The organism is Reyranella sp., from assembly GCF_004297405.1.
Classification (GTDB): Bacteria; Pseudomonadota; Alphaproteobacteria; order Reyranellales; family Reyranellaceae; genus Reyranella.
The window spans coordinates 13,157-36,874 of the sequence record NZ_SCVC01000035.1 but is presented as its reverse complement, the minus strand read 5'-3'; the positions used below and the strand labels follow the sequence as shown (position 1 = coordinate 36,874).

17 protein-coding genes are annotated in these 23,718 nt (G+C 63.8%); 4 read left to right on the top strand and 13 right to left on the bottom strand.

All coding sequences use genetic code 11. The annotated features are described in order from the left end of the window. Positions 1 to 113: 113 nt before the first annotated feature. The 8 genes from EPO50_RS22885 to tssB are packed head-to-tail and all read right to left on the bottom strand — an operon-like array spanning position 114 to position 9,569. Complete coding sequence (locus EPO50_RS22885) at positions 114 to 1,622, bottom strand: class I SAM-dependent methyltransferase (RefSeq protein WP_296347835.1); 1,509 nt, start codon at positions 1,620 to 1,622, stop codon at positions 114 to 116. Next, positions 1,619 to 2,701 (bottom strand): type VI secretion system baseplate subunit TssG, encoded by a 1,083-nt coding sequence (tssG, locus tag EPO50_RS22880; protein ID WP_296347833.1) that lies wholly within the window; start codon positions 2,699 to 2,701, stop codon positions 1,619 to 1,621. Before tssG ends, EPO50_RS22885 begins: the two co-directional genes overlap by 4 nt. After that, positions 2,698 to 4,533, bottom strand: a complete 1,836-nt coding sequence (tssF, locus tag EPO50_RS22875) for a type VI secretion system baseplate subunit TssF (protein WP_296347831.1) — start codon at positions 4,531 to 4,533, stop codon at positions 2,698 to 2,700. The genes tssG and tssF overlap by 4 nt, the downstream gene beginning before the upstream one ends. Positions 4,534 to 4,536: 3 nt before the next feature. Beyond that, a complete protein-coding gene (gene tssE, locus EPO50_RS22870) occupies positions 4,537 to 5,064 on the bottom strand; it encodes a type VI secretion system baseplate subunit TssE (protein ID WP_296347830.1) in 528 nt (175 codons plus the stop codon). Further along, positions 5,061 to 5,903, bottom strand: coding sequence for a type VI secretion system accessory protein TagJ (locus EPO50_RS22865; RefSeq protein WP_296347828.1), 843 nt, complete (start codon positions 5,901 to 5,903; stop codon positions 5,061 to 5,063). Before EPO50_RS22865 ends, tssE begins: the two co-directional genes overlap by 4 nt. A gap of 36 nt (positions 5,904 to 5,939) precedes the next feature. Further along, positions 5,940 to 7,511 (bottom strand): type VI secretion system contractile sheath large subunit, encoded by a 1,572-nt coding sequence (tssC, locus tag EPO50_RS22860; protein WP_296347826.1) that lies wholly within the window; start codon positions 7,509 to 7,511, stop codon positions 5,940 to 5,942. Between the two features lie 57 nt (positions 7,512 to 7,568). Further along, complete coding sequence (tssC, locus tag EPO50_RS22855; RefSeq protein WP_296347824.1) at positions 7,569 to 9,056, bottom strand: type VI secretion system contractile sheath large subunit; 1,488 nt, start codon at positions 9,054 to 9,056, stop codon at positions 7,569 to 7,571. Between the two features lie 3 nt (positions 9,057 to 9,059). Then, on the bottom strand, positions 9,060 to 9,569 hold the full coding sequence (tssB, locus tag EPO50_RS22850; protein WP_296347822.1) for a type VI secretion system contractile sheath small subunit: 510 nt from the start codon (positions 9,567 to 9,569) through the stop codon (positions 9,060 to 9,062). Positions 9,570 to 9,829: 260 nt separating this feature from the next. Here tssB and tssA point away from each other — a divergent pair, with 260 nt between their 5' ends. Then, on the top strand, positions 9,830 to 10,930 hold the full coding sequence (tssA, locus tag EPO50_RS22845; RefSeq protein ID WP_296347820.1) for a type VI secretion system protein TssA: 1,101 nt from the start codon (positions 9,830 to 9,832) through the stop codon (positions 10,928 to 10,930). A 60-nt stretch (positions 10,931 to 10,990) separates the two neighbouring features. Here tssA and EPO50_RS22840 read toward each other — a convergent pair whose 3' ends face one another. Together EPO50_RS22840 and tssH are read right to left on the bottom strand one after the other, a co-directional pair. Continuing rightward, positions 10,991 to 11,467: a type VI secretion system tube protein Hcp gene (locus tag EPO50_RS22840; RefSeq protein WP_296347818.1), complete on the bottom strand. Its 477-nt coding sequence runs from the start codon at positions 11,465 to 11,467 to the stop codon at positions 10,991 to 10,993. Between the two features lie 70 nt (positions 11,468 to 11,537). Next, complete coding sequence (tssH, locus tag EPO50_RS22835) at positions 11,538 to 14,183, bottom strand: type VI secretion system ATPase TssH (protein WP_296347816.1); 2,646 nt, start codon at positions 14,181 to 14,183, stop codon at positions 11,538 to 11,540. Between the two features lie 269 nt (positions 14,184 to 14,452). Between tssH and EPO50_RS22830 the strand changes: the two genes are divergently transcribed. The 3 genes from EPO50_RS22830 to EPO50_RS22820 all read left to right on the top strand — a co-directional run bounded on the left by EPO50_RS22830 (position 14,453) and on the right by EPO50_RS22820 (position 17,777). After that, positions 14,453 to 16,810, top strand: a complete 2,358-nt coding sequence (locus EPO50_RS22830; RefSeq protein ID WP_296347814.1) for a serine/threonine-protein kinase — start codon at positions 14,453 to 14,455, stop codon at positions 16,808 to 16,810. A gap of 116 nt (positions 16,811 to 16,926) precedes the next feature. Next, complete coding sequence (locus tag EPO50_RS22825; protein ID WP_296347812.1) at positions 16,927 to 17,481, top strand: hypothetical protein; 555 nt, start codon at positions 16,927 to 16,929, stop codon at positions 17,479 to 17,481. A 26-nt stretch (positions 17,482 to 17,507) separates the two neighbouring features. Continuing rightward, entirely contained in the window at positions 17,508 to 17,777 is a 270-nt protein-coding gene (locus EPO50_RS22820) for a hypothetical protein (protein ID WP_296347811.1), read from the top strand. A 10-nt stretch (positions 17,778 to 17,787) separates the two neighbouring features. Here EPO50_RS22820 and EPO50_RS22815 read toward each other — a convergent pair whose 3' ends face one another. The 3 genes from EPO50_RS22815 to EPO50_RS22805 all read right to left on the bottom strand — a co-directional run bounded on the left by EPO50_RS22815 (position 17,788) and on the right by EPO50_RS22805 (position 23,703). Further along, positions 17,788 to 19,320, bottom strand: a complete 1,533-nt coding sequence (locus tag EPO50_RS22815; RefSeq protein WP_296347809.1) for a hypothetical protein — start codon at positions 19,318 to 19,320, stop codon at positions 17,788 to 17,790. A gap of 38 nt (positions 19,321 to 19,358) precedes the next feature. Beyond that, entirely contained in the window at positions 19,359 to 20,366 is a 1,008-nt protein-coding gene (locus EPO50_RS22810) for an SGNH/GDSL hydrolase family protein (RefSeq protein ID WP_296347807.1), read from the bottom strand. Between the two features lie 157 nt (positions 20,367 to 20,523). Further along, positions 20,524 to 23,703, bottom strand: a complete 3,180-nt coding sequence (locus tag EPO50_RS22805) for an efflux RND transporter permease subunit (RefSeq protein ID WP_296347805.1) — start codon at positions 23,701 to 23,703, stop codon at positions 20,524 to 20,526. Between the last annotated feature and the right edge of the window lie 15 nt (positions 23,704 to 23,718).

Genomic DNA, 23,718 nt, shown 5'->3' with positions numbered 1-23,718 from the left:
CTGGAAAGGGAATAACGGCAGCGGCGCGCACCAATCGGGCCACCTTCGATGCAGTTGATTCGGGCTTTGGGGCATATCCCGTTGAATTTGTTTCATTTCGGCGACGCTTCTCGCTATTCCGGCACGATCCGAAGCTGGCGCAGGACGGGAACGCGCTGCTCGATGGCGGTGTTCACCACCTCCCGAACCTTATCGTGCTTCTCCGGCAGGATGTCGGAGGCGAGCCGCTCTATCCAGGCTTCGGCCCGATCCTCGCGTTCGCCACAGAGCATCCGCCCCGCGATGAACTGCAAGAGTGGAGGCGCCGAAAGGCCGCCGCCGAGCCTCGATGAGGCGAGACCGCTGTACGGCCGGGCCTCGGCGATCGACTCCACACGCGATGCAAGAACGCGATTCAGTCGATCGGCAGAGTCGGGCTGCAGTCCGTCGGGCCTCATGGCGACCTGGCATTGGTTGGAGCCCACCAGCACGCCGATCAGCTCCGTTGGACTGCTGCGCCCGGGTTCCAGCGCCAGCAGGTCGGCAATTGTCGCCGGACCGCGCATCGCCGCGACCATCATGGTCTTCAAAGGACCCGACATGTCGGCCGTGCCCGCCGGCACCTGCAGTTTCGTTTGCAGCTCGCTCTCGCCAATCGTCGGCATCAGCGTCAGACGGGCGATCGCGGCGTCCCGCTCGTCGTCGCGCAGTCGCCGGGCGCCGCGTACGAAAACGTCGTGACGCAGCTGCCGGGGCTGGCAAGTATCCTTGATCAACTCGCGCACGATCGGATCCTTGTAGCGATCCAGGAGGGCGCGTTGCTCCTCCGTCAGCATCAGTTCGTTGAAGTTCTCCAGCGGGTTGGCCGATGCGACCCAGTCGAGTTTGGCCTCGGCCATCGCCGCGGCGACATCGGCGTGGAAGGCTGGCTTCCAATGGGCGCTCATGAACTCATGCGACAGATACTCCGTCGCCATGGTGCCCGTCGTGTCGATGAGATCGCTCGCGAGCGGGCTTTCGACCAGGTACTTGCCGCCGGCTGCCTTGATGTCGCGGGCGAGCGCCAATCCTGCCTGGGCCTGTAGATCGCTGCGGCCGGGAGCCCGGATGCCGGCTTCGTAGATGATACGTTGCATACCGATGGCGCCCTGCCAGGCTGGCAAGGCGTTGTAGCTCACATGCACGATGGCGCCGGGACGCGTCTTGGCGGCAAGCAGCCGGACAATTCCGGCCCGCACATCGCCGCCCACCCAGGACCACAGACCATGCATGCTGACGAAGTCGGCCGCTGGCATCGACCTTGCCTCGGCGCTCTCCGCGAACTGAGTGAGGTCGGCCTCCACGAAGCGGATGTTTTCGAGCCGGGCGGTACGGGCAAGGCTGGCGCCGACGGCGATATGCGCGGGGTTGTAGTCGACGGCGATCACCTGCCATCCTGGATTGGCGGCGGCAGTCAGCAGCGCGCCGATGCCCATGCCACATCCCAGTTCGAGATAGCAGGCTTGGTCGTCCGGCTCAGGGAGGTCGACGGCCACGCCCCCGATGTGGCAGGCCAAGGCCAGGCGCATCGGCGATTGCTGGACGTAGAAGCCCTCGATGTACGCGACATCGGCGACGTAGCCGTTGCTCCACGGTTGGATCATGAGCGTCCTTCGACAACTTCGCCCTCGAACACAGCGTCGCCAGCATCCGTCCGTCGAGGGAGAACCGCAGATGTTGGTAGCCAGGTATTCCAACCCAGGAGTGGTCCGGCGCCGGCTGCACTGGCCGTGCCCGCTGCGTCCGGACTCGACAGTGCAAGGGGCGGAACAGCATTCCGGGCGAGCACGGGATTGATCGCGAACCCGACCTCGAAACCTACGAAGGCGCGCACCAGCGACACCAGTTCGCGCAGCAACGGGCTGTTCGGCAGCAGCCGCTCGAAATAGGGCAGGTCGAGCGGACCGATCTTCAGGACGATCCGCGCCTGTTGATCCCAGGCACGCACGCCGGCCGCTGCATCGATACCCAACTGGCTGAATGCACCGAGGGAAACACCCGTCGCGAGGCGGCTGCGCTGGTCCACGGGAAGCGCCATCCAGGCGCCGGCAAACTGGTTGACCTTGACCGGCCGTCCCAACCAGTCGGATGCCAGGGCCTCGAGGCGATCCGTCGACCGCGGATGGGCCGAAAAGAAGCCCGCGTAGTGGCGTAACGCGGCCGGCCCCGCCAGCAGGCGGTCGGCGAGATGTGGTGTGGCATAGCCCGTCAACGCCAGCAGGACATCGGCGACGGGATCGGCAGGTTTTTGCGGCGATGTCAGTGCGCCGGAATCGGCAGCACGATGGGGGCGATACTTCGCACCGGCGGCGGCGAATGCCGCGATCATGCGGTGCGAGACGACGTCGAGGAAATCGGTGAGCGAGAAGGAGCGTGTCCGCTGGTCGGCCACCACGGCATCGGAGTATTGCCGCGGCAGAACACCGACCGGTCCGGTGAGGCCAATGAGACCGACCGTGACACGCGGCGCGGACTCCTTAGTATCGGACTGCACCTCGGTCACTTCCGCGCCGGAGTAAGCCGATCCGGCGACGCTGGTGAACCTTGCGGCCTCGGCTGGATTCGGTCGACCGCGATGAAATGTCAGGAGCCGAACGGCCGCGTCGAAGGTGAAGCGCCGGGGCTCTGCCTGCAGGCGTGCCAAAGGGCTGCGACGATGTCGCCCCTGCGACAGGTCGGTCACAGCAGCACCTGGCTGCCGGCGCGCGCTGGCCATTTGGCAACGGCCTCGGGGCGGCCGCGCAAACGCGCCTCGGTCCGCACGAACGAGTTCACGGTCGCGTGCAATGCCAGGAAGCGGTCCAACACGGAGGCGAGAATGTAGAGGCCGCTTGTCGTCCAGACCTGTCCATCGAACGTCAGGGTCACGTCCAGGCCGCGGCAGAATCCACCCGAGCGCCTGCCGGGGCCGCTGAGGCCCGGGATGCGCGCAGTTCCCGGTCGCGACGTAACATCGAGCAGCGCCCGGATCACTGCCCGCGACTCGGTGGAGTCGCGGCAGTCGTAGAGACGCAGCACTTCACGCAAAGCGGCGGCGGCCGTCTCGCCTCCGACGACACTGAGATGCCCGAGGGAAAGATGGGAGATCAGCCGCCAGAAGCCACGCTCCTGCAGAGGCAGGCGCAGTGTCGGCGTGGGGGCGGTGAGGCAGGACAGGCCGGTGACGACGGCGGCGCCTTCCACCAGCCGCAGCGCCGGGCGTCCGCCGCCGAACGGCAGCGATGCTGGCAGGTCTCGATTGCAGCAAAGTGCATCGATCGACAGCACGCCGCTCGCGTCGCTCTGGGGGTCAAAGCCGGCATCGTGCGGCAACAGAAAAACGTCGGTGCCCCGAATGCCACCTGTGGTCTCGCGACGCGCAGTACCGAAGAAACGGCCTGGCTCGGCGACATCGCCGGTGTGACGGCGCGTCAATCGATGGAAGGGCTGCCAGTCGCGGAACTCACCGCCCGGCAGGCTCTCGCGCACGCGTTCGATGGACCAGATTTCCAGGCTCGCTGGACGGCGGACGTCAGGCTCGATCCGATATTCGATGCTCGTGTGATCGAGCTGGATAGGATCGCACTTCTGCTCGAACAGATTGACGATGGGGGTACAGCCCAGGGTCAGGCTGTTCGCCTGCACCGATCGTTCGAGGTCGGGCATCGCACGGTCGAGATAGATGAAGATGTCCATGCGATTGCCAGCCGATACCATGGTCTTGGCATCGAGCCGGCTGATGTCGATGAACAGGAATTTCTCGCGCGCCGCAAAGTATTCGCTGAGTAAACGGAAGCCGGAGAAGGACCGGGCAGGCCACGGAAACAGTGCTTCTTCCGGCGCGAAGCCGACCGCTTGCAGGGCATCGGGCGGCACGATCACCGGTTGGGCGTCCGTATGATCGTCGGCGAGAGCGATCGATACGGTATGCGCCAGCAGGAGCTCGAGCAGCAACGATCCCTGTTCGCCGCCGAGAAAGAAGCGCAGCTTGTCGAGGCCGAGCCGCGTGAAAGTCATCGTCGGGTCGGCGCAACGCAGGGTAATCCGCAGGCACGACACGGCGCGCTCCGCGGCCGGATTGGGTGGCGCGGGAAGGGGCATGCCGGAGAGACGGACCGCTTCGATTTCGATCGGCCATAGCGTCAAGGGATAGGCAGTGCGGAATTGACAGGGCTCGCTGCCGACCGGTTCGCTTTCGATGGCGAGGCCAGCCGGCAGATGGGCGGGTCCCTGTATCCCCGGATCGGCTGCGAACCGCGTGATCGCCACCGACGGCATGGGTGCGAGATAGTGCGGATAGAGCACCGAGAGCAGGCCGTCGGTCAGCTCCGGGAATTCGTCGTCCAACCTGTGCTGGACGCGGGCACCGAGGAAAGCCACGCCCTCGAGCAGGCGGCCGACATGGGGATCGTCGACGGTATCCTTGGTCAGGCGCAGGCGGCCGGCGATCTTGGGATGGCGTTCCGCGAATTCGCCAGCCAATCCGCGCAGAGCTTCGAGCTCCCGATTGAAGTAAGCGAGCAGCGCGTCGGACACCCGTCAGGACTCCTCTTCGGAAACGGTCACGGTCTTGGCGACGAGATCGACGACCGTGTCGAAGATGATGGGCTCGGGCGCCGGCTCGGCGCGGAGCATCGCGTCGATCCGCAGCCGCAAGGTGCCGCTCGTCCTGTCGGTCGCTTCGACGAGTGAGACCTTGAGGTTCGTGATGCGTGGTTCGAAGGTGCGGATGCACTCCTCAACGAGCAGGCGAAGATCCTCACGCCGGCGTGGATCGTTGAAGGCGCCGGAGGCGAAGTCCGGCAGCCCAAAGGCAACCAGCGAGTGCTTCAGGTGTGAGAGGTCCGGATTCCAGGAACGCCACCGCCGGCGGGTGTTCAGCAATTCCTCAATGTCGTTGCAGACGCTGGCACGAAGCACGTCCATCACGGCCGACGTCGAAAGTGCGCGATCAGTTTGTTCTGCCGGTTCGGCATCGATCAGCCGGTCGAGCAGGGGGAGCTGGGCCCGTCGCGCCCGTGCCGGACCCTTGGCTTCGGGGACGGTGCGTCCTCGGGCATCGCTCATGCGGCGACCTGGAACTTGAGGCCATCCATTTCCAGCCAGGTCACGGCCTCTTCACCTACCAGCAGGGTCACGGCGCCGACGCCACGCATCGGTCCATTCTCACCAGCCTGCTGCCAATCGGTGGCCCGGCCGAGCTTCAAGGCATCGGAAAGGGCTGCGGCCTCACCCGGTCCGGGCGGATAGAGCGTGGGCAGGTAGACGTCGCCATCGGGGCCGCTGGCGACCTGCATGGTGGCGCGGCGCCAGATGAGATCGCGCGGCCTCTTCATCGGGTGCAGCTCCAGTAATTCGACCCGAGTGGGCGAGATCCAGAAGTACTTGCCGGTCGTGGTGATGACTTCGAAGCAGGATGCCAACAAATCATCGGCGTCGCGCATATCGTCGAACGGCGTGCCGCGAAGACTGCCCGCGGGATGGGCGCGCACTTCCTCGGCCTGCGCGGCGAGCTTGCCGGCTTCCTCGAACGCTTCATTGCGCAACGCCACCACGGCCGCCAGCGCCAGGCGCTGGGCCTCGGTGGGTTCGCCGAGAAACTCCGGCACGCGCCCTTCCTTGAATAGTTGCCGCCGTGCCGTCTCGCCGCGCAGGAGCTGGCGGAACTCGGCCACCACCAGGGCCGCCGTCGGATCGAGGTCGGCGCAGGCGTCGAGCACCACGTCCGCGCGTTCGATGTTGCCGGCGAAGCACAGGAACTCGGCCAGGAGAACCCGCGCGCCAATGTCGGTCGGCGCTTGGCGAACCGCGGCCGTCGCCGCGGTCACGGCATCGCCGAGATTGCCCTCACGAAACAGGCGACCCGCTTCGCCACGATCCGAGGTTTTCGAGGAAGAATTTGACATCGATCCTCCTGACGGGCTGATCCGACGCGGAACGCCTCAATTACGCGGCGCGGCAAGTTCGGTGACAAGGTGGAACGCGGTCGTGACGTCGTCGAGCTGATAATGCGGACGCAGGTGGATGGTGCAGCCGAAGACGCCCGGCTTGCCCGGCAGGTCGCGTACTTCGACATTGCCTTCGACCAGGGGGAAACGCGCCCGCGACTCGGTCGTGCTGTTGATGTTGGTATTGACATATTCCTGTAGCCAACGATTGAGCTGGCGTTCGATTTCGTCAGCGGTTCGGAAAGAACCCACCATGTCGCGGCCCATGACCTTGAGCAGATGGGCGAAGCGGGCGGCGCACAGCATGGAATTGATCTGGGCGGACAGACGGGCGTTAGCCTCGGCCGCTGCGGCGGTCGCGCCGGAATAGCTCGCTGGCGCTTGCATGCTGCGCGAGGCGCCAAACACCATATCGGGGCCGAACGGCAGCACGCCGACCGGCATCATGCCGACCTCGACTAGGGCCTGTTCTTGCCGGCTGCTGAGTTGGTATTCGACACCCCGACGCGGCCAGGCATGCGGTGGACCGCTGGCAAAGGGCTCGGACGGGAGATCGGTCACGAGCCCGCCACCAATTCTATCGATATCCACGCCGCGGACGTCGGCCGGCCAGTTGTTGTCGGCGAAGGCGCGCACCGCGCAGGCGGCAAAAGCGTAGCCTGCGCTCATCCAAACACGCGATGCCGCGTCGGGGGCGTATTCGCTGTACCGGAAACCATCGACGCGGCTGGGATCGTCCGTCCACGGATGGCGTGCCAGCAGTCGCGGGAAGGTGATCGCGACGAAGCGCATGTCGGCGCGCCCCGCCAGGCTGCGCCAGCGCACATGTTCGGTCCCACGCAAAGGGGCGGTGATATCCCGCACGCCTTCGAGATCGGCGAATTTGTCGACTTCGAGCACGTTCGGATCGAGCGACAGGACGACGGGCATGAAAGCCGCTGCGGCGACCGCGGAAAGCCTCGTCAGCGCCCCGACGTCGTCCGTCGGCGCCCCGGGACCCACGCGATGGCGAACGGCATGGTCGATGACCATCAGACCATAAGGCTCGCCGCCCGGCATGCCGAACTCGTCTTCGTAGATCCGCCGAAACATCAGGCTTTGGTCGAATTCCAAGGCTCGCTCGAGGTCGCGGCAAACCTCTGCCCATTTGACGGGGAGCAAGCGCACCTTGACGCGGCGCCCCGGCTCGATGCCGGCGACCAGCCAGGCCAGACCGCGCCAGCGGCCCTCGAGTTGTTGGAGCCGCGGAGAATGCAGTACGGCGTCGAGCTGCTGGCTGAGTGCTGCATCGATCTCGGCGATGTCCCTGTCGAGCGCTGCTCGAAGCGTACCAGCCGCGAGAAGGCCAGTCAGGGCCTCGCCGAACCAAGCCCGCAGCGCGCTGGGAGCATCGAGCCCGCCGTGCAGGAATGTGCTGAGTTCAGCGGCAGAGATGGCATGACGATCGCCGAAGTACTGCCCAGCCAGAACGGCGGTCCGCAATGCCTGGGTTTGCCGCACAGCCTCTTGCGCGGCAGGCGCCACGGGGGTCGTCGTGGCTGCCGATATCGTCGCATCACTGCCCATGATATCGCCGATCCCACCCTGTCAGGCTGGTTGGCGCCGGCGGAACTGCCCGCGCGGTCAGGCCAGCTTAGGTATGCTCGCCACCATGCGCAGGCTCGTGGTCAGCTCTTCCATCTGCAGCCAAGGCCGCAGATAGGCGACGGCATTGTAGGAACCCGGCTTGCCCGGAATTTCCTTCACTTCGACCTTCGCCTCGCGCAGCGGGAAGCGGGCCTTCATCTCCTGCCCAGCGTCTTCGTTCGGGTTCACGTAGTTCTGAATCCAGCGATTGAGCCACGTCTCCACATTGCTGGCTTCCATGAAGCTGCCGATCTTGTCGCGCGCCATCACCTTCAGGTAGTGGGCGAAACGGCTGGTCGCCATGATGTAGGGAAGTCGCGCGGAAATCGCGGCATTGGCCGTGGCTTCCGGACGGTCGTACTTCTTGGGTTTCTGTGTCGTCTGGCCACCAAAGAACACGGCGTAATCGGTGTTCTTGTAATGGCTGAGTGGCAGGAACCCCTGGTTCGACAGTTCGAATTCGCGCCGGTCGGTGATGCCGATTTCCGTCGGACACTTCGTATCGGCATCGCCATCGTCCGACGTGAACACGTGGGTCGGCAGGTTCTCGACCTTGCCGCCGCCCTCGGCGCCGCGGATGGCGGTGCAGAAGCCATAGCGTGCGAAGGCATCGGTCAGTTTCGCGCCCATGACATAGGCGGCATTGGACCAGCAATAGGAGTCGTGATCCATCACGCGCGATTTGCCGTCGGCTGCCAATGGCGCCTCTTCATAGGCGAACTCGTCGATCGGCTTGGTGGCCTTGCCGTAAGGCAGTCGCGCAATGACGCGCGGCATCACTAGGTTCACGAAGCGCGAATCTTCGCTGTCGCGGAAGCTGCGCCACTTTGCGTACTCCACGGTATCGAAGATCTTCGCGAGATCGCGTGGCTTGGACAGCTCCGTCCACGAATCGAAGCCGAACATGTTGGCGGACGCCGCTGAAATGAACGGTGCAAACGCTCCCGCCGCCACGTTGGACATCAACCGCAACGTCTCGATATCGTCGGGATGATTGGACCATTCGTAGTCGCCGATCAGCGCCCCGTAAGGCTCACCACCTGGCGTCCCGAACTCGTTCTCGTAGATCTTCTTGAACAGCTCGCTCTGATCGAACTCGATCGCCCTGGTGAGGTCGCGATTCAGTTCTCGCTTGGGCATGTTCAGCACACGCAGCTTGAGCGATGTGCCGGTTTCCGAGTTTTGAACGAGATAATGCAGCCCCCGCCAGGTCCCTTCCAGTTTGAGGAACTTCGGGTCATGCATGATGGTGTTGAGCTGCGCCGACAGTTTGGCGTCGATCGCCGCGATGGCTTTGTCGAAGGTGCGAGTGAGGTTGCGGTCGAACGTGACCGTGCCGGCCAGCGCCTGCTCGACAAGCGTCTTGACCAGGTCCTGGGCGCGATCCGGTTGGGTCTGCTTGGTGTTGGTGATGATCTGGTCGAGTAGACCAGGTGCTGCCTCGGTTGTGGCGGCGGCGCCGCCCTGGCGTGCGCTTTCAGCCATATGCTAGCCCTCCGCCTTTTTGATACCCAGTTCACCCGACAGGGACTTGAGTTCTTCCTCGGAACGCAACACTTGTTCGAGCAGCGTTTCGAGTTCCTGAGAACGGTCGACTTTGCTCATGAGGTCGCGCAGCTTCTCGCGCGTCTGGAGAAGAGCGGCGAGGGCCGGCACCTGATTGGCGACGCGGGCGGGCTCGAAGTCGTCCATCGAGCTGAACTTGAGGTCGACGCCCATCTGTGTGCCATCGTCGGCAAGCTTGTTGTCGACCTTCAGCTTCAGGCCGGGCGCCATGTTGGCCATGACGTCGTTGAAATTGTCCCGGTCGATCTGAGTGAACTTGCGATCGGTGAGGGGGCGCAGGGGTGTCGTTGGATCACCCGAGAAGTCGCCCATGACGCCGACCACGAAGGGAAGCTCTCGCAGGATTTGAGCACCCTCGGTTTCGACTTCGTAGGTGATGTGGACCCTGGGCTTGCGCACACGATTTAGCTTGTCGTGGATACTGGAGCTCATCGCATAGACCCTCCTGCATCGGAGAATACTCTGGACGATGCGCCCCGTCCATGCGCTGTGCCTGCACATTTTGTGCGGTAGAACAAGGCTTTAGCGGCTCGACCGCAGGCGGCGCCGATCGAGCCGTTGCGGCAAGTGGCAACGCTCGAACACTTCCTTCACGGCCGCCTCGAACAAAAACGAGCCACCACTGCGTTTGACCCTTCAACGACGCGGCGCTGCCTGTATCATCGGCGCGTCCAGGAGCGGGTGGCCTCGCAATGATCTCGGAACTCGAAGCGACCGATATCGAAGCAATTCTGGCGCCGATTGCCGGTGACCAGGCAACCGGCGTCGATCTCCGGGAGGACTATTCGCCGACCTCCCTATACTTCCGTCTGCGTGATGCCCGTGCCGAGGCCCGGGATGCCGAGCGACGGGCCGACGGCGAAGGAAACGACGAGGGGGTGGCGGCGCTGTGGCGCCCGGTGGCCACGCTGGCGATCGATGCCTTGAAGACGAGTTCGAAGGATCTCGAGGTTGCAACCTGGCTGACGGAAGCGCTGGTGCGGATCGCCGGACTGGCTGGCCTGACCGCGGGTGCGTCGATCATCGCCGGCCTGGTGGAGCAGCATTGGGATGGCCTCTATCCGATGCCGGACGAGCACGGGGTGGAGACGCGAGTCGCGGCCATCGCCGGGCTTTCCGGTCAGGGTGCCGATGGCACGCTAATGCAGCCGTTGCGCAAGACTTCGCTGTTCAGTCGGCCAGACGGCGCACCATTCGGCCTTTGGCAATATCAGGCGACCCTGGACCTGTCCGCGATCACCGATGCCGAGCGGCGCGGGCAACGGATCGCTGCGGGTGTCGTGACGTTCGATGATTTCGAGAATGAAGGCCGTGCCGCCGGCCGCGCCCATTGGCAGGCTCAGCGCGATGTCATTATCCAGACTGCGGATGCCTGGGAGAAGATGGGGCGGCAGCTCGATGAAAAGGCGGGCGATGCAAGCCCATCGGGCAACAGGGTGCGCGATGCCTTGCAGCTGATGCTCGAGGTTTGCGGCCGCTTCGTTCCCGCTTCCGAGCCAGCGGCCGACCAGGAGCAAGCATCTGCAGGTGATCAATCCCCTGGTGTTGTCGCAGGTACGGCAGTGAAAGGTCCGATTGCCGGGCGCGAACAGGCGCTACGCCAGCTCGAAGAGATTGCCGCCTGGTTCAAGCAGAACGAGCCGAATTCACCGCTCGGCTATACGTTGGATGAAGCGGCGCGGCGTGGACGCATGCTCTGGCCGGAACTCGTCTCGGAGCTGATCCACGACGAGGCCGCTCGAAGCGCACTATTGATCAGCGTGGGTATGAAGCGGCCCGATGCCGCTCAATGAGGCGACGGCTGTTGCGACGCCGCCTCGAAACTGTCGACCTGTGGCGATTGCCGACTTTCTTCAGCTCGCTTTCATCTTCTCGAGATCATAGCTGACGACATCGCCCTTCTTGACTTGCCCGTCATGGCCGAGCGGCGACGGTGTAATCAGCATCTTCAGGAAGTTCAGCGACAGACTTTCCATCGGCTTGTCGCCACCTGAACTCATCGAATAACTGGCAACGCCGCACTTCTCGAACTCAACGGCCAGAAAGGTCTCGAGTCCCAACTTGGTCGTGGTGGTCATCTTGACTTCGACCTTCGTGTCGAAGTGCCCAGCTACGGCATCCTGAAAGAGCTTCGAGGACGCAACATCGAAGTCCTTGGTGACGACGACCTCGCTGATGGAGGGATTCGAACCTTCTCGCGACCTGCCGCCGCTGCCGCTGGTGACAGCGCGGCTCGCCCCGAGCTGGAACGAATGAAGCTCGATCCAATTCTTGAAGTTCTGGGTCGTCACATTGCCGTTGATCGAGCCGAATTTCATGTAGATTGCCACGGTCAGCCTCCACTTCCAAAAGCATCAAGGCGTCCACAAGCACTCAACTGCAAAAACAATAGCAACCCCTTTAAGGTTTGTTAATGGCAAAGAAGAACAACCCGTCGGGCTTGAGACCAACGTGGACGTTTTGAATGGTCTCGCCATCGGCAAGCCGCGCCAGTATTTCGGCGGACAGGTCGGGCAGTAGAGTTCGAGTGAGAATGTTCTCCACGTTTCTTGCGCCGGAACTGCTCTCGGTGCAGCGCGCCGCTATCATCTCCACCAGTTCGGGCGCCCAGTCGAGGGTCGCGCGATAGGTGTCGCGCACGCGGGCGCGAATCTTTTCGAGCTGCATGACCACGATCTGGCGGATTACCGAATCCGACAGCGGGAAATACGGCACGAGTGTCAGTCGGCCGAGGAAAGCTGGTTTGAAAACTTTTGCCAGCTCCGGTCGCAGAGCTTCTGCAAGGCCGGCGGCGTCTGGCGCCGTCTCAGGATCGGCGAATAACTTTGTGATCAGGTCCGTACCAGCATTGCTGGTCATGATGATGACAGTGTTCTTGAAATCAATGTCGCGGCCTTCGCCGTCCTTCATGTTGCCTTTGTCGAACACCGAGTAGAACACGTCCTGTACGCCCGAATGCGCCTTCTCCATTTCGTCGAGAAGGACGACGCTGTAGGGCCGCCGCCGCACCGCTTCGGTCAGCACGCCACCTTCGCCGTAGCCGACATAGCCCGGTGGACTACCCATCAGCAGGCTGACTTTGTGCTCCTCCTTGAACTCGGCCATGTTGATGGTGGTTACGTTCTGTTCTCCTCCATAGAGGAGCTGCGCCAGGCTGAGCGCCGTCTCGGTCTTGCCAACGCCCGACGTGCCGACGAACAGGAAGACGCCGATCGGCCGGCGCGGATCGGTGAGCCCAGCGCGACTGGTGTGAATGGCCTGGGCAACGGCAGCCATGGCATGGCTCTGTCCGACGACCCGACGCTCCATGGACTCGCGCAGATTGAGAACGGTGCGGATTTCATCGGATTGCATGCGGCCGGCCGGAATGCCGGTCCAGCTTTCGACGATCTCGGCGACCGCCTGGCCGTCGACGATCGGGAAGATCAGGGGCTGCTCGCCCTGCAAAGCGCGCAATTTCGTCGAGAGCTCAGCTAGCTTGGCGCGATCGGCCTCGCCGTCGGCGTCGGGCGTGGGGGCTTCGATCCGGCCGCGCACTGTGTCGATCTCGGCGACAATCTCGCGCTCGGCCTCCCAGCGCTTTTCGAGGTCGGCCAGCTCGTCGCTGATCCGAAGGCGCTCGGCATTCAGTTCATCGCGTCGGACGGCATGGTCGAGGCCCGATGCCATCTCCCGCTCGACGATCCGGAGTTCGGTGTCGATCAGGTCGGTGCGCCGGCGGCGATCGTCGATCGGCGCCGGTATGGCGTTCTGGCTCATCGCGACGCGAGCGCAGGCCGTATCGATCAGGCTGACAGCTTTGTCGGGCAACTGACGGGCCGGAATGTAGCGGGCAGACAAGCGAACCGCTTCGCTTACCGCTTCATCGACGATTCTGACCTTGTGGTGAAGTTCGAGTGTGGCAACGAGACCGCGGATCATCGCCGTCGCCATCTTCTCGCTGGGCTCTTCTATCTTCACAGGCTGGAAGCGCCGCGTGAGGGCGGCATCCTTCTCGAAGTACTTCTTGTATTCCGCCCAAGTCGTCGCCGCGACCGTCCGCAGTTCGCCGCGCGCCAGGGCGGGCTTCAGTAGATTGGCCGCATCGTTCTGACCCGCCGCGCCACCGGCCCCGATCAAGGTGTGCGCCTCGTCGATGAACAGGATGATTGGCTTAGGGCTGGCCTTGGTTTCTTCGATCACCGACTTCAAGCGGTTTTCGAACTCCCCTTTCACGCCTGCGCCGGCCTGCAACAGACCGAGATCCAATGTGCGCAGAGTAACGTCGCGCAACGCTGGAGGAACATCGCCGGAGGCGATCCTCAACGCGAGACCTTCGACGACGGCAGTTTTGCCGACACCTGCTTCGCCGGTAAGGATCGGGTTGTTCTGCCGCCGCCGGGTGAGGATATCGACCATCTGCCGGATTTCGAGATCGCGGCCGAGAATCGGATCGATCTTGCCGGCTTTCGCCTGAGCGGTGAGATCGATGGTGAACTGATCGAGGGCCGCTGACCCACCTGGCCGCACTTCGCCGGCACCGGTCGCGGCCGCTTCGGAACCATCGGCCTGCTTTGTGGCTTGCGCGGCTTCTGCCGTGTCCTTGCAGATCGTGAGGAGTTCACGCTTCAGGACATCAGCGGGAATCGCGGCAAAGCGCGCCGATACCTCTCGCGCCCGCAGCGCCAATGTCTCGTCAGCCAGGAGCGCCCATAGGAGATGGCCGGAGCGAACCCGGCTTGCGCCGTGTTCCACCGAAGCGAGCAGCCAGGCGTACTTCACCATCTCCACGATGTCGGGTGACAACGAGGGCGCGCGTGCATTGCCGGTCTTCATTCGGTCGAGCGATCGGTTGATGTCGGTCAGCACTCTCGCGGGATCAATTTCCCATCGCCGCAGGATGGCCGCGATGTCGGTATCGGTGCGATCGAGCAAGCCGATCAGCATGTGCTCGATCTCGACATTGTAATGGCTTCGTAGAGCTGTCGCGCCGGCTGCGGCTTCGAGAGCTCGACGGCAGACATCGTTGAGACGTCCGATAAGAGGTTTCAGCTCAATCGCGCGCACGTGATTCCTGCTTCCTCATGGGACGTCACTTCCCGGCGAGCGGGCAGTGCACCGACCACGGCTGAAATATCCCGCACCACCAGTCCCTTGGACAAGGGGATATTGGGCCGGAACGGATCAATCGCCCGCGCCGCAATCGCAGCGTGCGCGACAGGTCAGTTGCGCCATCATGGCTATTTCACGGAAGCGCTCGCATTTTTTTGCGCTTTGTCGAGCCAGCGCTTGGGCTAGAATTGCCGCCAGCCCAACCTCGATGGCAAGGACGGTGGATGGCGGCCGAGACCAAGGCTGGCGCCAAGCAAGAAGAGCTACGGGGCACGCTGCCCGCGGGAACGCGGCTGCGCAACTATGAGCTGATTTCCGTTCTCGGGCACGGCGGTTTCGGAATCACCTACTACGCAAAGGACACGACGCTCGGCCGAGAGGTCGCGGTCAAGGAGTACCTGCCGACATCGCTGGCCCTTCGCGAAGATGGGACGATGGTCGTCCCGCGGTCGACGCAGCTTGCCGAGGACTTCATCTGGGGGCGCGAACGCTTCCTCGAAGAAGCCCGCATCCTCGCGACCCTGGATGGTGCGCCGGCGGTCGTTCGCGTCCATGACTTCCTGGAAGCCAACGGCACTGCCTACATGATCATGGGCCTGGCGCGCGGCGATACGCTGGAGCAGCGCCTGAAGCAGGACGGCAAGCTGGATCCTGCCGTCGCGGAGCGCGTGCTCGGTCGGCTGCTCGAGGGTCTGGAAGCGGTTCACAAGACCGGCTTCCTTCATCGCGACGTCAAGCCAGCCAACATCATTCTAGACGCCCAGAACAATCCGACCCTAATCGATTTCGGCGCATCGCGCGCATCCATGGCTGATCGTACCGCCGCCCTGACGGCGATCTTCACGCCGCGTTATGCGGCCGCCGAGCAGCTCACCTCGGACAAGCAGGGGCCTTGGACGGATATCTATGGCGTGTCGGCGACGCTCTACCATGCGATCACCGGCAAGGCGCCTCCCAGTTCCCTGGAACGGGCGCTGAACGACACCTATGAGCCGCTGGCTTCGCTGAAGCCCGATGGCTACGCCGTCGCGACCTTGGAGGGCATCGATGTGGGACTGGCGGTCCGTGCCAAGGATCGCCCGCAGTCGATTGCGGCCTGGCGTGCCCTGCTCTTTCCGGCCGACGACGAGGCTGAAAGCGATTCGACCGTCTACACGAGACCAAAGCGGGCAGCGGCTACGAAGGCGACCACTGCACCTCCACCGCCCGCTAGTGCGCCGCCGCCGAAACGTCCGGAAATCGATCGGCGCGCCCTCGCCTCGGTCTCCGCACTTAAAGCAGGCTTCGCCGGCAAGAAGCGGGTGGGTTTGGCCGCGGCCATCGCGGTTGTCCTCGTTCTGGGCGTGGGTGGGTATCTGATATTCGAGCCAGATTCGTCGCCGCCTGGGACGTCTCAGGTGCTGACTGCTGAAGAGCAGGCGGCCAAAGCCCGATTGGAAGCAGAAGCCCGCCAGAAGGCGGCTGCCGAAGCCCAACAGAAGGCCGAAGCCGAGGCTCGGCAGAAGATTGCAGCAGAAGCGCAGCAGAAAGCGGAGGCCGAAGCTCGCCAGAAGGTGGCGGCAGAAGCCCAGCAGAAGGCTGAAGCCGAGGCTCAGCAGAAGGCGGCCTTCGACGCTCAGCAGAAAGCCGAGGCGGAGGCCCGTCAGAAGGCAGCCGCCGAAGCGCAGCAGAAAGCGGACGCCGAGGCTCGCCAGAAGGCTGCGGCTGAAGCCAGGCAGAAAGCCGAAGCGGAAGCCCGGCAGAAAGCTGAAGAGGCAGTTCGTCTGAAAGCGGCCGCGGAGGCGCAGCAGAAGGCAGAAGCGGAAGCTCGTCAGAAGGCAGCGGCCGAAGCCAGGCAGAGAGCGGAGGCGGAAGTCCGTCAGAAGGCCGAAGAGGACGCTCGCCAGAAAGCGGCTGCGGAGGCGCAGCAGAAGGCAGAAGCCGAAGCGCGCCAGAAGGCGGCGGCCGAAGCCAAACAGAAAGCGGAGGCGGAAGCTCGCCAGAAAGCAGCAGCCGAAGCTCAGCAGAAAGCCGAAGCCGAGGCCCGGCTGAAGGCGGAAACCGAAGCTCGCCAGAAAGCGGAAGCAGAAGCCCGCCAGAAGGCCGCGGCGGAAGCGCAGCAGAAGGCGGCCGAGGCCAAGCAAAAGGCCGACGCTGAGGCGGCGACCCAGAAGCTCGCGGAGACAACAGAGACGGCCTTGAAGTTTACATCGGCCGACCGCCAGCGGCTTCAGGTGGCGTTGACGGCGTTGGGCTTCGACACGCTCGGCACCGACGGCATCTTCGGTCCGCGGTCGCGCGAGATGATCCTGAACTGGCAACGCGCGCACAACCAATCGGCCACGGGCTACCTCACGGCTGCGCAGCAGCAGACATTGCTCCGTGAGGCAGCACCTGCCGTCGCCAAGTTCGATGACGACCAGAAGAAGGCCGAGGCGGCCGCCAAGGCTCGGGCCGCAACGAACCCGGCGCCAGTCACGACCCCGTCGACGTCTACGAGATCGAGCAATACCTATGGCGTTTCATGTCAGGACGCCTCGGGCCGCCGGATCGACTTCCCGAACGAGACTTCGTGTCCTTACGGCTTGAGGTCCGTGCGTTGAGTTCTTTGTAACAGGTGAGGCAAATGGAACCTTGTTGCCGGCAAGAACCTGGGTCTGGTGAGGCGCGACGGACATCGTCGCGTGCCGACAATCCTTCCTCTTTCTCGATCTTTGCCATGCTTCTGGCCGGCGTAGTGGCGCTGGTCGCCAGTGCTGGTCTGTCGAAGATCGCCTCGGCGCAAGATTCATGGGTGTTCTCCAACGAGATCGCGTGTGAAACCGCGCCCGTCTATGGCGTGCCCTTCTCTCAATGCTGGACCTCGAACACGCGCACCTTTCGAATCGGCACCGTCCAGGGCTGGCGGCATGCCTACACGGATTCCAAGAGCGAGTTCTCCATCGGTTTCTACAGGATCGTAAATGCTCATGGCGTGGGCGGGATGAGTCCCGTCTCCGCTTCGGGGGCTGCCGATTGGATACGAACAGCAGATGCACTCAAGAACGTCACGGCAGGGGCCAGCGGTTGGGCGTTGAGCCAGAACGCCACCGGCGATCGCTACGTGACCTATCAGAAGCCGCAACGGCAATGCATTGCCTTCGTGCGCAACGGTCCGATCACCAATGGGCAGGTGAACTGGATTCTCGGTGCCGCCTTCTGCCGCGAATCGGCGGCGCCGCTTTCGAACAACGAAGCACAGTTCATCGCCGATGCGGTCAAGGTGAGGGATTGAGCGACGTCTGACCGAGAGGGGGCGTCATGAAACGAAGACTACTGCTCCTTGCGACACTCGGTCCGATACTCCCGGTCCCGTCGTCTGCTGCCCCGGACAACGACAGAGCTTACTGCGCCGAACTCTCGGCGCTTTATCGCCGCTACGTCCAGAACGCACCGGGGCGGCGTTTCGATGTCGAAGCCAGTGTGGCGCTCGAGGATTGCCAGAAAGGCAATACGGCAGCCGCCATTCCCGTGCTGGAAAAGAAGCTGACGCAGAGTGGTTTTTCTCTGCCCAAGGAGTTCAAGCCATAGGGAGCGGCCGTCAACGGCAGCTGACGTTGATCTGACGCGGCGTGAAGGTCGGCAGAGCGGGTGGCGGATTGGGCGGAGCCGTGGGCCAGTCGCCGGCGGCGAGATGCTTTTCGATGATGGGTACGAGCTGGTTGAACGCCACCCAGCCCTTGAGGCGGCTGCCTGCCTTGTTGGTGTGAACCGCGTCGATGAACAGATCCGGCTCCAGCGGCATGTCGCGTGCGAAGTCGATGAAGGGAAGGCCGTGGGTCCTGGCGTACTTGGTCAGGAGGCGGTTTTGAAACGCCGCCAGACGCGCGATGTCGCGATAGCGGAACGGATAGTTACTGATGTTGAGCTGGTCGATGATGTAGCGGTGGCGGACCGGATCGAGCACGAGTCCGTCTTTCACCATCCAGATGAACGAGGTCAGGGTGAGTTGCGCACCGATCCCGCTGAGATCGCTGCGGATGCGATCGAGGTCATGCTGGATGATCGACAGACTGACGGGCAGGTTGGGATAGGCGAGGTCGGGGTCGGCTTCGTCGAGGCCGGCTGGCCAGGCGATGCGATAGTCGGGTTTCGGCCATTCGGCGCCGCTGTTTGCGGTATTCGTCCCTGACGCCGCAGCGTTTGCTGCTTCGATGCCTGCGATCCTGAGGGCGGTGCTGAAGCGCGCCGCGAGTGCGGAGTAACGCGCGGCCGTCTGTAGCCAGTCCGGTATGGAAGCCTGCGGCTGCGGAGGGCGAGCCGTTTCTCCAGCCGGCATCTTCTCGACGATCGAACCCAGGCGGAATTGGTTGCCGCCTTCGTGATAGACGACCAGATCGGGCTTGAGCGGCAGCACTTCCGTTGCCACGACGGCGGCGATTTCACTGGAGCCGATGCTTTCTCGACCGGCGTTCAGGACCTCGAACCGTAGATCCAGTTTCCTCGACGCGGCCCACAGATTGAGCCAATAGCCTGCGCGCTCGGTGAAGCCGAAGGGCAGATGCGGCGCATCCATCGCCACCGAGGAGCCGACGAAGACGATGCGTACTGTCCGCGGCTGGCGTGGAACTTCAATCGGCGCGCCCCGCCAGCCAAGTTGGTTGGTCACCAGCAAGTTGGGCAGAGTCGCGTTGGGCGGAAAGCGGTAGGGCGGCAGAGCGCCGCCGTCGACAGGGTCATAGAGATAGAGCTGCCCTGGCGCGTGGCGCAGGACACGGTTCTGGCAGGGATCGCCGGCATATTTCGCGTTCCAGGCGCGAAAGGCGTCGATGGCACGAAAGGAACCATCGCTCGGGGGATTGCTCTCGACCTGTCGGAAGAGCCGAAGCCATTCCTCGGGTACCGGCTTGCGATTGGGCAGCGGTGGCGGATCGTCGGCGAACCAGGCCCGATCGACCCCCGGCGCAAGCGATACCTTGTCGAGCCACTCGGCGGGTACGTCAGTTGGTTCAGCCGTACCGTCGAGCGGGAAGGCGAGGAAGCGATAGCCGTCGATCACGCGCACGGCTGCTTCGGCCATGATGGTCGTGACGAGAATCGAACCGAGAACCAGTAAGGCGTTGCGTAGAGCCACAGCGAAGCTCCTGTAGCCCTCGTTTTGCCAGCTCTTTCTTAGCAGCCCTTCTGCTCAGCCTTGCACAGACCGTCGAGGGTTTCGACGATCGATGGCATCATGCCCTTGGCGAGCGCGATCTCGGCCTTGCCGTTGGGATGGGGGTCGGGAACCGTCACCCAGAGGCTCGATGGCTCGAGGTTCTCGATGACCGGCAGCAGATCGATGAAGGGGGCGCCGGTGCGCTCCACCTCGGCGCGCACCTTGTCCGTCACGTCCTGAAAAGGATAGGGCTTGAGCTCGCGCAACTCCGGCACGTGGAAGACCAGGAGCTTCGCGCCACTTTCTTTCGCCACCTGGGCAAAGCCAGCGAGCGCCTCGCGCGTCCGCCGCCAGCCGTCGGCATCGGCATTGTAGAGGCCGCGATAATACTGCTTCCAGTCGGGGGCCTCGCCGAACGAGCGGAGGAGCGAGTCGATCCGGTAGTTCAATACGACCCAGGCGGCCGAATGCAGCGAAAGCCAGCTCGTGTCGGTGTAGGTCGGCATCGGCTCGCCATCGTTGATGAAGTAAACGAGCGCGATGATGTCGGGTTTGAACTTGGCGCCCATCGCCTTGTAGGCAGCCAGCTCCTGCGCGGTGTTCCAGTTGCCGACACCCAAGTTGAAACCGTCGACCTTGCGGCCCTGATTCTTGAGCGTGTCGAGGACCTGGCGAGCGAAGGTTTCCTGCTCGGCGACACCCCAGCCCATGGTCACCGAATCGCCCACGAAGGCGATGCGGGCGACGCCCGGCGGCGCCTGCAAGGGGATCGGCGGCGTGCGGAAGCCGTTCTCGTCGGTCCGCACATCCACGTTCATAAGCTGTGCATGTGCATTGGCGCGGTGACGGTGGCCGATGCCGGGCCGATAGTCGCGCTCCTTCACCTCGCGTGCGTACTTCCACATCTCGAGTTCGTAGAGCAGCCCGTCGTCGAGATAGAGTCGCGTGAAGCCTTCTACGGCAAGGAAGCAGGCCAGCGTGACGCCGATGGCCAGCAGGACGTTGGCAAAAAACTTTCCCTTCATTCCTCTCACTCGACGAACAGCTTCAGGATTCCCAGGCTTTTGGCGGCTTCGGAAATAGGCCAAGCCTCCCTGTCATGGCAAGGCGAAGCGCCGCGGCTATTCGCCTGCCAACGGGCGCGATCTGGCCCGCTGGTTGGTTTTTATGCAGCAATGATGGTCAGTCGGCGGTGCCTGCCACCGGCTCGGCCGGCTTGCTCTTCTTGGCGCCCTTGCGGCCCTTGCTCCATTCCTCGTAGCGCTGCAACACCGTGAAGAACGACGGCACGAACAGCACGGCCAGGCAGGTCGAGGCGATCATGCCGCTGAACACGCAAAGGCCGAGCGAGATGCGCGAGTTCGCCCCTGCGCCCGTCGCTGTCACCAGCGGCACGACGCCCAGGATGAAGGCGAACGAGGTCATCAGGATCGGGCGGAAGCGGGTGCGGGCCGCCTCGATGGCGGACTCGACAATGCTCTTCCCGTCGACCAGACGGCGCTCACGTGCCACCTCCACGATCAGGATGGCGTTCTTGGCACCAAGCGCGATCAGCAGCATCAGGCCGATCTGGGTGTAGATGTTGTTGGCGAGGCCGACGGCGGTGAGCGCGATGGCCGGACCACTCAGCGCCAGCGGCACGGCCAGGATGACGCCGAGCGGCGCGATCCAGCTTTCGTACTGGCCAGCGAGGCAAAGATAGACCAGCAGGATGGCGAGCGCGAACACGTACATCAGCTGGTTGCCGACGATGTTCTCCTGATAGGCCATGCCGGTCCATTCGTAACCAGTGCCGGGCGGCAGGATCGCCTTGGCGATCTGGTCCATGAGCTCGATGCCCTCGCCCGAGCTGAAGCCCGCCGCAGGCGAGCCCACGATCGCGGCCGACGGATAGAGATTGTAGAGGCTGATCAGCGGCGGGCCGAGCGCCGGCTTCAGCTCGGCGATGGCACCGATCGGCACCATCTGGCCGTCGAGGTTCTTCACCTGCAGCCTCAGGATGTCCTCGGGCCGCGTGCGGTACTGCGAGTCGGCTTGGATGTAGACTTGCAGGCTGAGGCCGAACTTGTTGAATCGGTTGACGTAGGACGAACCCATGTAGCTCGACAGGGTCGTGAAGACGTCGCCGACCGGAACCCTGAGCGACTCGGCCTTGACGCGATCGACCTCGATCCGCACGTGCGGGGCGCCAGCGCGGAAAGAGGTGACGAGGTTGGTCAGCGCCGATTGCGTTCTGGCGTTCTCGATCATCGTATCCGTCACGGCCTGCAGCTTGGTGTAGTCGAAGCTGCCGTCCTTCTGCTCGACCTGCATCTGGAAGCCGCCGGCATTGCCGATGCCCTGGATGGCGGGCGGCACGATGACGAAGGCGCGGCCATCCTGCAGGACCTTCAACTTGTCCATCAGGCCGAACACGATTGAGCGGAGGTCCTGGCCCGGCACCTTCAGGCGCGCGTCCCAGTCCTTCAGGATGACGTAAGACACGGCGGCATTGGCCAGCGGCGAGTTGCTGTCGAGCACCGACATACCGCCCAGCGCCACGACGTTCTCGACGCCCGGCGCGGCCATTGCGATCTCGGCGGCCTGGCGCAGCGTGGCATTGGTGCGTTCGAGCGAGGCGCCGTCCGGCAACTGCACGCCGATCATCAGGTAGCCTTGATCCTCGTTGGGAATGAACGCGGTCGGCAGGCGGGCGACGCCCCAGGCACCGATGCCGGCCGCGATCAGGGCGATCACGACCATGATGCCGGCGCGATGGACCATGAAGCCGACGATGCCGGCATATCCATCCTCGAGCTTGTTGTAGACCTTGTTGAAGCCGCGGAAGAAGATGTTGCGCTTCTCCGGCGGTGTCGCCGGCCGCAGCCACATGGCGCACTGGGTGGGCTTCAGGGTGGCGGCGTTGATGGCGCTGATCAGGGCCGTGGCGGCGATGACCAGGGCGAACTGGGCGAACATCTGGCCGGTCAGGCCGGGCAGGAAGGCCGCCGGCAGGAATACCGACATCAGCACCAGGGTGATGCCGATGACCGGCCCGAACAGCTCGTCCATCGCCTTGATCGCCGCGTCGTGGGGCGACATACCTCGTTCGATGTGATGGGCGACACCTTCGACGATCACGATCGCATCGTCGACCACGATACCGATCGCCAGCACGATGCCGAACATGGTTGTCGTGTTGATGGTGAATCCGAGCGCCGCCATGGCCGCGAAGGCGCCAATGATCGTCACGGGAATCGTGGTCGCTGGCACCAGCATTGCGCGCCAGTCCTGCAGGAAGATCACGATCACGATCAGGACCAGGATGCCAGCCTCGATCAAGGTCATGAAGACCTCGTTGATCGATGCATTCACGAAGCGCGTGGTGTCGAACGGCACCTCGTAGGCCAGGCCCTCCGGGAAGGCCTTGGACAGTTCGACCATCTTGGCCTTGACGCGCTTGGCGACGTCGAGGGCATTGGCATCGGGTAGCTGGTAGATCGCGATGCCGGAATTGGGCTTGCCGTTGATGTGCGAGGTCTGGGAATAGGTTTGCGCGCCCAGCTCGACCCGGCCGACGTCGCGAACCCGCACGATCCGGCCGCCATTGCCCTGGTCGGCCTTGACGATGATGTTACCGAACTCTTCCGGTGTACTCAGGCGCCCGACGACGTCGATCGTGTACTGGAAATCGAGCCCCTTGGGCGCCGGCGGCTGGCCGACCTGGCCCGCCGTCACGTCCTGGCTCTGCTGCTGGATGACGCGGCTCACGTCCGAGGGGGTGAGACCAAAGGTATAGAGCTTCTGCGGATCGAGCCAGACGCGCATCGAATACTGGCCGACGCCCAGCACGTTGACGTTGCCGACGCCCGGCAGGCGCGACAGCTCGTTGACCAGGTTGATGGTCGCGTAGTTGCTGAGATAGAGGCTGTCGTAGCGCTCGTCGGGCGACCTCAGCGACACGATCTGGAGGATCGAGGTCGACTTCTTCTCGACGACGAGGCCCTGTGCCTGCACCGGCATGGGCAGCGAGGCAAGCGCGGCACTGACCTTGTTCTGCACCAGCACCTGCGCGAAATCGAGATCGGTGCCGATCTCGAACGTCACGGTGAGCGTGTAGGTGCCTGCGTCCGTGCTGTAGGACTGCATGTAGATCATCTTCTCGACGCCGTTGACCTGCAGCTCGACCGGCAGGGCCACGTCGTTGACGACGACCGCAGCGCTCGCGCCCGGATAGGTCGTGGTGACCTGGACCGTGGGCGGCACGACGTTGGGATATTGCGCGACCGGCAGGGTCGCCAGCGCCACGCCGCCGATCAGCACGATGATGATGGCGAGGACGTTGGCCAGAACCGGCCGGTTGATGAAGAACGCGGAGATCATGGTTGCGTTTCCCGG

Bases quoted from the DNA above. Each gene is read 5' to 3' on its own strand.
- EPO50_RS22865 (WP_296347828.1), bottom strand. From the start codon at position 5,903: ATGTCAAATTCTTCCTCGAAAACCTCGGATCGTGGCGAAGCGGGTCGC.
- EPO50_RS22830 (WP_296347814.1), top strand. From the start codon at position 14,453: ATGGCGGCCGAGACCAAGGCTGGCGCCAAGCAAGAAGAGCTACGGGGC.
- EPO50_RS22825 (WP_296347812.1), top strand. From the start codon at position 16,927: ATGCTTCTGGCCGGCGTAGTGGCGCTGGTCGCCAGTGCTGGTCTGTCG.
- tssB (WP_296347822.1), bottom strand. From the start codon at position 9,569: ATGAGCTCCAGTATCCACGACAAGCTAAATCGTGTGCGCAAGCCCAGG.
- tssC (WP_296347824.1), bottom strand. From the start codon at position 9,056: ATGGCTGAAAGCGCACGCCAGGGCGGCGCCGCCGCCACAACCGAGGCA.
- tssC (WP_296347826.1), bottom strand. From the start codon at position 7,511: ATGGGCAGTGATGCGACGATATCGGCAGCCACGACGACCCCCGTGGCG.
- tssA (WP_296347820.1), top strand. From the start codon at position 9,830: ATGATCTCGGAACTCGAAGCGACCGATATCGAAGCAATTCTGGCGCCG.
- EPO50_RS22820 (WP_296347811.1), top strand. From the start codon at position 17,508: ATGAAACGAAGACTACTGCTCCTTGCGACACTCGGTCCGATACTCCCG.
- EPO50_RS22805 (WP_296347805.1), bottom strand. From the start codon at position 23,703: ATGATCTCCGCGTTCTTCATCAACCGGCCGGTTCTGGCCAACGTCCTC.
- EPO50_RS22885 (WP_296347835.1), bottom strand. From the start codon at position 1,622: ATGATCCAACCGTGGAGCAACGGCTACGTCGCCGATGTCGCGTACATC.
- EPO50_RS22810 (WP_296347807.1), bottom strand. From the start codon at position 20,366: ATGAAGGGAAAGTTTTTTGCCAACGTCCTGCTGGCCATCGGCGTCACG.
- tssE (WP_296347830.1), bottom strand. From the start codon at position 5,064: ATGAGCGATGCCCGAGGACGCACCGTCCCCGAAGCCAAGGGTCCGGCA.